Origin of the sequence: Cohnella massiliensis (assembly GCF_900169535.1) — a bacterium.
Lineage (GTDB): Bacteria > Bacillota > Bacilli > Paenibacillales > Paenibacillaceae > Cohnella > Cohnella algarum.
Genome location: NZ_LT821245.1, coordinates 20853 through 27799 on the forward strand (window position 1 = coordinate 20853; position 6947 = coordinate 27799).

The following is a 6947-nucleotide window of genomic DNA, read 5'->3' on the forward strand; positions in this document are numbered from 1 at the left end:
CACCCCGTCGCCCATTTGCGCGCAAAAAGGCCGGTTTCCCAAGCCGTTCCCCGGGGTCGTTCATACAATAGGGAAGCATACGACGGGAGGGATGCCCCATTGGAAACAAGCGGGTTGCTGAAATGGCTGAAAGGTTCCCTCTCCGCTCCGGAGACCGACGCCGGGAGAACGATATTGCGGTTCGTCCGTCCGGGAGACGACAGAAGGTTTTTTCAGGCGCTCCAATCGCAGCGCAAAAACTGCAAAGCGCTGCAAAGCGTCCGCCGGCTCGGCATCATTCGCGCCTATGCCTGTCCGATCCCCGTCGACCAATTGCCGCAAGCGTTGACGAAATCCGTCATCTGGGAACCCGATGCGGTCGTTCGCGTCGACGGACTGCCGCAGGCGTCCCCGGGCTCTCGCACGGCGAAAGGCGTTCCTTGGGGGGTGCGGAAAATCGGCGCCCCCGACGCGTGGGGCCGGGCCACCGGCTACCGCGTCAAAGTCGGCATCATCGATACCGGCGTCGACTTTCAGCATCCCGACTTGCGCCATTCGCTGGAAAGAGGGATCAATCTTCTGCAGCGGACGCAGCTTCCTCAGGACGATAACGGCCACGGCACGCACATCGCCGGCACGATCGCCGCGGCCAACCAGCTTCAGGGCATGATCGGCGTCGCGCCGCGGGCTTCCTTATATCCGATCAAAGCGTTCGACCACAACGGGACGGCTTACGTTTCCGATATTATTCTCGGCATCGACTGGTGCGTCCGCAACCGGATGAACGTCGTCAACATGAGCTTCGGCATGCACGGCCGCAGCCGGTCCCTGCTGCATGCGGTGGGCAACGCCTACCGGTCCGGCGTCCTCATCGTCGCCTCGTCCGGCAACGACGGCAAGCGGGGAACGATCGACTATCCCGCCAGATACAGCCAGACGGTCGCCGTCGGGGCGACGAACCGGCAGGGCCGGGTAGCCGCGTTTACGAACCGCAGCAGCTATATCGATATTTATGCGCCCGGAGAAAAAATCGAATCGTGCTGGCTGCAGGGCAAACGCAAAATCATGAGCGGCACGTCGATGGCCACCTCACACGTCACCGGCGCCGTGGCGCTTTTGCTGTCGTACCGCCGGGATCTGACCCCCGAGCAGATCAAACAAATTTTGAAGCGGTCCGTGCGCCCGCTAAGAGGCGCGAAAGCTCTCCGGACGACCGCCGGAGAGCTTCGCATAGGCTTGATGATGCAAGCGGCCGACCAGCTGAAGCCGCGTCAGCCCTGAGCGGACGACGGCCTGGCCGGAATCTCCCCCGCTCGGCCGCGGCGACGGCTTACATTTTTTCCGGGGCCGATACGCCGACCAGCTTCAGGCAGTTCGCCAGGACGATGCGCAGCGCCGCCAGCAGCTGCAATCTGGCCTGGCTTTGCTCCGCGTCCTCGGTGATGACGCGCTCCGCCCTGTAGTAGCTGTGGAAAAGGGCCGCGATCTCATAGATGTAGCGAATGACATAATGCGGAGCGTAATTGGCCGCCGCGTCGGCGATCACGGCAGGAAGCTCGCCCATTTTGCGAAGCAAGTCGAACTCTTGCTCCGCCGTCAGCCTGTGAAGCGGCGCTTCGGCGACCGGCAGCAGGCGGATGCCCTGCTCCTCCGCCTGGCGGAAAATGCTGCAAATGCGGGCGTAGGCGTACTGCACGTAAAACACGGGATTTTCGTTGGACGTCGAAACGGCGAGGTCCATGTCGAAGTCCAGATGCGAATCCATGCTCCGCATCGTAAAGAAATAGCGAATCGCGTCGACGCCGACTTCGTCCATCAAATCTTCCATCGTGACCGCCTTGCCGGTCCGTTTGGACATCTTCACCTTTTCCCCGTTCTGGAACAGGCTGACCATTTGGGCGATCAGCACCGTCAGCTTGTCGGGATCGTTGCCGAGCGCGGCCATGGCCGCCTTCATGCGCGGAATGTACCCGTGGTGGTCGGCGCCCCAAATGTTGATCATCTCGTCGTAGCCGCGGCCGTATTTATCCATATGATAGGCGACGTCCGGCGTCAAATACGTGTACGAGCCGTCGTTTTTGACGAGAACGCGGTCCTTGTCGTCCCCGAAGGCGGTCGTGTTCAGCCAGACGGCTCCGTCCTGCTCGTAGACGTGCCCCTGCGCCCTCAGCGCGTCCAGCGCTCCGGTGACGCGCCCTTGCTCGTAAAGCGAAGTTTCGCTGTACCAGATGTCGAAGCGGACGCCGAAACGGGCCAAATCGCGCTTGATTTTGTCCAGCTCCTTGGACAGGCCGTACTCCCGAAGCTTCTTGAACCTTTCCTCCTCGGACAGCGAAAGCAGCTTGTCGCCCTCCTGCTCCGCCAGCTCCTTGGCAAAGCCGACGATGTCCTCGCCGTAATAGCCGTCCTCCGGCATGTCGGCTTCCTGGCCGAGCGCCTGGCGGTATCTCGCCTCGATCGACTTGGCCAAATTCGCCACCTGGTTGCCCGCATCGTTAATGTAGTATTCGCGCGTCACTTCGTTGCCCGCGAATTCGAGCAGGTTCGCGAGCGCGTCGCCAACGGCCGCCCCGCGAGCGTGGCCCAGATGCAGGCTGCCCGTCGGGTTGGCGCTGACGAACTCGATCTCGACCCGGCGCGGCTGCTCCTTCGTCAGGCTGCCGTAGCGCTCCTTCCGATCGAGAACCGATGCGATGACGGGATACAAATACTTTTTGTCCAAACGGAAATTGATGAACCCCGGCCCGGCGATTTCGGCGGACTGAATGTAAGCGCCCGAACCGTCGAGATGCTCCAAAATGGCTTCGGCGATTTGGCGCGGATTGCGTTTGGCGATTTTCGTCAGCTGCATGGCGGCGTTCGTCGCCAGGTCGCCGTGCGCTTTTTCCCTCGGCACCTCGATCGCGAAGACGGGCAGCTGCTCCCGCTCGGCCAGGCCGGCCGCCACGGCGGCATCCGCCACGGCCTCCCTTATTTTTTGATGCAGTTCCTCCAGCACATATGCGCTCATTGTTCGTTTTCCTCCTCGATAAGCAAACGTAAATTCAAACGATTGGCCCACTGGTCGTTCATCCAAAGCTCGTATTGCCACCTGATCTCGATCGGCAAACGGTCCGCCGCCGCGGGCAGGATGCGCAGCTTCTTCGTTTCGATCTCCAATCGGAACCTTCCCGCTCCCGACTGGATCCAGCCCGCCGTCCTCGCGCCCGGCCGGAAGCTCTGCTCGCCCCGCACTTCGCCGTGCCGCAAAATCGCGAATCCGTCGGCGTTCCACTTCATCGTCACCGAGCATCGTCCCCGATCCTCGTCCGTCTCCTCGTACCGGACATAAAAGGAGCCGGCCTTCGGGTACAGCGTGCCCCGATATTCCAAAACCGAGGTCGCCCCGTCTTGCATGGAGTATAATCCGATTTTCACCCGTTTCGGTTCCAACGCCATCGCCAAGTCGATTTCGCCCCCCTTCCGCCAAACGTCGAAATTCCGCCCGGCCCTCTTCGTTGGATTTCATCCAATGAGGAACCGCCTTTTCGCGCACTCCGCCATCTTCGTTGGACTTTCATCCAATGGGGAACCGTCTTTTCGCGCACTCCGCCGTCTTCGTTGGATTTTATCCAATGAGGAACCGCCTTTTCGCGTATTCCGCCGTCTTCGTTGGATTTTATCCAATGAAGCGACCGGATTCTTGCGAATTTCGCCCGGATCCCCGTTTTCCGTTGGACAAAATCCAATAAAGCACGCGCTTCTTGTTTATTTCGCTCGGCAGATTGGACAAAATCCAACGTAGGTTGACAGCCCCGGTAAAAACAAAAAATCCGTCCCTTATGAAAGAGACGGATGTTGTCCGCGGTGCCACTCTTCTGAAATTCCGCGCGAAGCGGCATGGATCGGGTCGCTTCGCTTTAGAATTCGCTCGATTCGGATAACGGCTTTCGCCGGGTCCCCCTACTTCGGGTTCAGGGAACCGACTCCCGGGTGCGCTTCCTTCATCCCGCCTCGCCGGCTCTCACCCTCCCGGCTCGCTGCTGCAGGCATGCGACAAAGTACTCTCCCGTTCCTCGTCATTGGTTATTTAGTCTAAATTATAGGTTACCGAAGCAAAAAAGAAAAGCCGCATCCGCCCGAACAGGCAAAAAAAGCGGCATTTTACGGATTCGAAGCATCGGGCCCGGTCATCACGCTGTTTGCGCAAACTCATTTAACGCGAAAAGGTTAACGGCCCGAAATGAGCGTTCCGAAGGATTAACGGCCCGCTGGGGCCGTTAATTCGGCTTGCAGCCCGGATTGGAGGCCTGGAAGCCAGCGAACCGCTATCTCTTCCTCGTTTCGGTCAGCTTGAACTGCCCGACCAGCTGCTGCATGTTGGAGGTGATCGCCTCCACCGTATGGGACGTATGCCGGACGGTGACGATATCGCCCATCAGCTCCTGCACTTTCGCTTCGACTTCGGTGGAGACGGCGCGGTTTTCCATGCTGACGGCGGCGATTTTCTCCATCAGCTCGACCACCTCGTCGACGACCTGCGTTTTGAGCGAGTCGCCGCCCTTTGCGCCGGCCAGCGTTTCGTTCGCCACGGCGACCAGTTCGGTGCCCTCGGTGACGACCCTCGTGCCCTCTTCCATCGAAGTGTAAGCTTGCTGCGCGTGCGTGTAAATTCGCTCCACGATTTCGTGGACCTCTTCGGTCGACTGCCGCGTCATGTCGGCCAGCTTGCGGATTTCGGACGCGACGACGGCAAAGCCTTTGCCGTGCTCGCCGACCCTCGCCGCCTCGATCGAGGCGTTCAGCGCGAGCAGATTCGTCTGCGCGGAAATCTCCCCGATGACGTGAAGAACGCTCCGGATTTCGTTGGCGGTGTCCATGAAAATCCGGATCGAATCGTTCGTTTGCGCGACGCGGGTCGAAATTTGCGACATTTTGTCGCCGATCCGGACGACCTCGTTTTGGGCGACCGTAATTTGTTCCGCCGCCTTTTCTTCGAGCATGAGCAGCGTCTGGCGCATCTCGTCCGCAACGTCCTTGGCCACGTCGATATCCTTCAGTTGCCGCCGGATGCTTCGGATCATCGCGTTGATCCGGTCGTTCACCTTCTCCGTGGACTGCGCCGTCGTCGCCGTCGAATCGTTGAGCTGCTTTTGGCTGGACGTCACGTCCGACGCCGCCAGCTTCACCTTCAGCATGACGCCTTCCAGGGAGTCGATCATGTTGTTGATCCATTTGGCCAGGTCGCGCGTTTCATCGTTGTCGAACTCCGCGATGTTCATCCGCTGGGTCAAGTCCCCCCGGCCCTCCGCGTTGATGCGGATAAAGCTGTTGATCTTGCGCAGCGGCATCACGACCCTTTGCTTGCTGCGCCTGCGCAGGACGGCCAATGCCGAAAGCCCGTAAACGACTTGAATGGCGAGCGCGCTCAAAGCGACATAAATCGGCTCGAACGCGCGGGCCGCGAAAAACAGCGCGACGACGGTCGCAACCGCAAAGCCGCCCAAAAGAAGCAGTTGAGGGCGCGCATGGCGCGTGGCGATGCTGCGGATCCGGTAAACCTCCTCCAGATCCCCTTCGCACATCATCCCCCACAAATCGGGACAATGGGGCAGCCGGAACGTAACCCCCTTGCCGATAACCGGAATATGCCGATAGTCGGAATACCCCGGAAACTCGACGAACAGGTTGCTCCCGTTGCGGATCGTATTCGCGACGCCGGGGTGAAGCTCGCCGGTAGCCGGGTCGGTAAACATAAGCTCCAGCTCGGTGTGCTCCTTGACCGAAACGATGCCCCAGTCGGTCGTCACGCCGTCCTTCAGGTTTTCCCCGTGGGTAAACGTGCGGTCTTCGAACCGGCTGCGGGAAAGCGCCGTCCCGGGAGCGATATGTACGTTGAGCTCCGGTTTGGCCATGAACAGATAGTTGTCGCCGGAATCGGGATAAACGTGGCCGGACTCCCGCTGAATCAAGTCGCCGATGACGTCGTTCGGGACGCGTCCGCACAAGTAGCCGGCCGTGGCGCCGTCCGAAATGACCGGGTTAATGAACAAAAGCGTCATTTTATCGTGAAAAGGCGAAGACCTCGAGCCGATTTCCAGCGTGAGCGGATCCGGGTAAGGACCGAACAGGCATTTGCGCGCGTCTTTTCCCCCGTTGTCGGTATATTGCAGTCCTTTTGAAATGAGAGAGTCTTCCCCGTAGGTTTTCCCTTTGTGCGGAATGTGCGTGGAATAGACGACCGTGCCGCCGCGATCCAGAAGAAAAAGCTCCGTAAAATCCGATCCTCGGGTGTACGCCTGTCCGAACATGCGGTCCCAGGCATCCTTGCTCCCTCCGTCGCCCAGCGACGCCGCCCCGCCCGCCGAGGCTAGCTGATCGAGCAGCCGGTCGAGATGGTGCCAGTAGTCCGTCGTCCAGTCGATCAAAATTTGCTTGCGCGTTTCGGCGATCCCCTCGAAAATATCCTCCACATCCGACTTCAAATCGGCATTCAGGCGATAGGATCGCCAGAGCGGAAACCCCTTCTTCCATCCCAGCCAGTCAAACATGCCACATCCCCCCATGCGGACAGTTTCTCTTGCTCTAGTGTCAGTTATTGTATCATAAGTCATAGGGATTTGGGCTTATTTTTGCAGAAATATTTGGATATTTAAGTGATTACGTCAATTTTTGTTCCAAATGGCGTTTGGTTTCGCTTACTTTTCCAAACGAGTGGCATGCTTCCTGGGGATCATGATTATTTGCGGCACTCAAGAGTGCGGCCATGGCGAAATGAGTAATGGTTACCCAACTGTGTGCGGTTCCTGGAGCACGGCCGGGCGAGATGGGTAATTTTTACTCAACTGTGTGCGGTTCTTGGGTAAGCGTCAAATAGCCCCCACCTAGCGGCGGGAGCTCAGTTCGACTAATCTGTAGTTACTTTTTACTTAATCGGCACTCAGCCGGTAGCTCGTGCGACCATGGCATGAAGGGTTCGAGCGCGTCGG

4 protein-coding genes and 1 other annotated feature are annotated in these 6947 nt (G+C 59.2%); of the genes, 1 reads left to right on the forward strand and 3 read right to left on the reverse strand.

Translation table 11 applies throughout. The features are described from left to right. The first annotated feature begins 99 nt into the window (after positions 1-99). Positions 100-1260: a S8 family peptidase gene (locus tag B7E11_RS01730; protein ID WP_080831922.1), complete on the forward strand. Its 1161-nt coding sequence runs from the start codon at positions 100-102 to the stop codon at positions 1258-1260. Positions 1261-1309: 49 nt separating this feature from the next. Here the strand turns inward: B7E11_RS01730 and argS are convergent, their stop codons facing one another. From argS to B7E11_RS01745, 3 genes are all read right to left on the reverse strand, one after another. Beyond that, positions 1310-2989 (reverse strand): arginine--tRNA ligase, encoded by a 1680-nt coding sequence (gene argS, locus B7E11_RS01735; RefSeq protein ID WP_080831923.1) that lies wholly within the window; start codon positions 2987-2989, stop codon positions 1310-1312. After that, a complete protein-coding gene (locus tag B7E11_RS01740; RefSeq protein ID WP_245809591.1) occupies positions 2986-3417 on the reverse strand; it encodes a YwiB family protein in 432 nt (143 codons plus the stop codon). The genes argS and B7E11_RS01740 overlap by 4 nt, the downstream gene beginning before the upstream one ends. A 385-nt stretch (positions 3418-3802) precedes the next feature. Then, positions 3803-4044: a binding site (T-box leader), on the reverse strand. A gap of 242 nt (positions 4045-4286) precedes the next feature. Beyond that, the gene (locus tag B7E11_RS01745) at positions 4287-6509 is read right to left on the reverse strand and encodes a methyl-accepting chemotaxis protein (RefSeq protein WP_080831925.1); all 2223 of its coding nucleotides are present in this window, start codon (positions 6507-6509) and stop codon (positions 4287-4289) included. Between the last annotated feature and the right edge of the window lie 438 nt (positions 6510-6947).